A 1,596-nucleotide genomic window follows, 5' to 3' on the forward strand; every position below is an offset into this window, starting at 1 on the left:
CAAGCCATACTTTAAATACTCATATTGCTGTGGATTTAAACGGTACAGCTGTACCTGTCAATGTAGGTACAGCATTGTCTCAGCCTGGTTTAACGGTAGATACATATAACGTGAATGCTGCACTTGTCGCTGCTGTCGTGGCAACAACTCCTGCAGGTTTCTATAACGATACCTTAAACATTAGTGTTGATTACTAAGTTTGCAATTTCATTGAGGATAAAATCATGAAAAAAATGCTCTTAGCAATTACAACACTGATGATGGGATGTCCGGCATTTGCAGCTACAGCAAGCTCATCTATTCCTATGGGAATAGATGTTCCTAAAAGCTGTACATTTTTTGACGTAAGTACTGGAATCATTGTTCCTGAAGATGGAAGTGAAGCAACTGGCAATTTTAAAATGTCATGTAATACAGGGTATTCCGTATATTTTACTACAAATTCAAGTATTGCCTCTGGAACAGGTAGCTACGTAAAAAGCGCTCAAGGAACACAAATACCTACTACAACATCGGTTACTTTGTGGGGGCTTCAAAGTGTGATTACAAGTTCTTGGACGTATATAGATGGTCCGCCGGTTTATATTGGGCCGCAATCTGGCAACTTTAAGGTTAAATTAAATAGTCCAACAACAGCCACAACACCTGCAGGTATTTATACCGATACTTTAAATATGACTGTGACCTATTAAATTTTAATAAAAAAGTAAAGAGAACAATCTCATGAAAACATTAATAAAATCATCTGCAATTTTAGCAGCATTATTGGGGAGTGGCTTGGCTCAAGCCGATACTACGACAGCCAGTATTCCTATGGGACTGGATGTTCCTAAAAGCTGTTCATTTTCAAATGTGAGCGCAGGAATAGTACTTCCAGAAGATGGTAGCGAAGCTCAAGGCTCTTTTACATTTACATGCAATATGGATGGTGGATTTAATGCTAGCTATGCCCTTGAATCAAGGAGTAATGGTAGCCTAAAAGTAAAGAATATGGATGGTATTAGCCTTCCGATAACAGCTAGCATTAACTTTGTAGGCTTAAATCTGTCCTTAGATAGTTTATGGACTACTTATTTTCACTCTAGCTTCCTGAATAACCCAATTACGGGCGTGGTTACAGCTAAATTAGTGAATCCAACCACAGCAACTACACCAGCTGGTGTTTATACAGACACATTTCGTGTGACTGTAACTTATTAATTTTCACTTCAAATCAAAAAAAATGAGAAAACCATGAAAACATTAACAAAAATTTCTTTAGTTGTTATTGCGGCTTTATCGAGTGCTTTAGTACAAACTCAAGCTGCCACAACTTCAGCAAGCATTCCAGTCAGTTTAACCATTTCCAAAAAATGTACCATTAGTGATGTAACAACCAATATTGTTATTCCAAATGATACAACAAGCGGTACAGGTAACTTTAAAGTGACTTGCAATACACCGTATAGCATTAGTACCAGCACGACCAATACAACCAATGCAACCACTTTTGTTAAATCGACAACCAATGCAAGCCATACTTTAAATACTCATATTGCTGTGGATTTAAACGGTACAGCTGTACCTGTCAATGTAGGTACAGCATTGTCTCAGCCT

3 protein-coding genes and 1 pseudogene are annotated in these 1,596 nt (G+C 37.8%); all 4 read left to right on the top strand.

All coding sequences use genetic code 11. The annotated features are described in order from the left end of the window. The coding region (locus B9T26_RS15710; RefSeq protein WP_171263024.1) for a hypothetical protein at window positions 1-197 on the top strand (197 nt) is incomplete at its 5' end. 27 nt (window positions 198-224) lie between these two features. Continuing rightward, on the top strand, window positions 225-692 hold the full coding sequence (locus tag B9T26_RS15465) for a hypothetical protein (protein ID WP_086200525.1): 468 nt from the start codon (window positions 225-227) through the stop codon (window positions 690-692). A 31-nt stretch (window positions 693-723) separates the two neighbouring features. Next, on the top strand, window positions 724-1,200 hold the full coding sequence (locus tag B9T26_RS15470) for a hypothetical protein (protein WP_086200526.1): 477 nt from the start codon (window positions 724-726) through the stop codon (window positions 1,198-1,200). A gap of 33 nt (window positions 1,201-1,233) precedes the next feature. Beyond that, a pseudogene (locus tag B9T26_RS15475) lies at window positions 1,234-1,596 on the top strand (hypothetical protein); the annotation flags it as partial.

Origin of the sequence: Acinetobacter sp. ANC 4169 (assembly GCF_002135355.1) — a bacterium.
In the GTDB taxonomy this organism is placed as follows: domain Bacteria; phylum Pseudomonadota; class Gammaproteobacteria; order Pseudomonadales; family Moraxellaceae; genus Acinetobacter.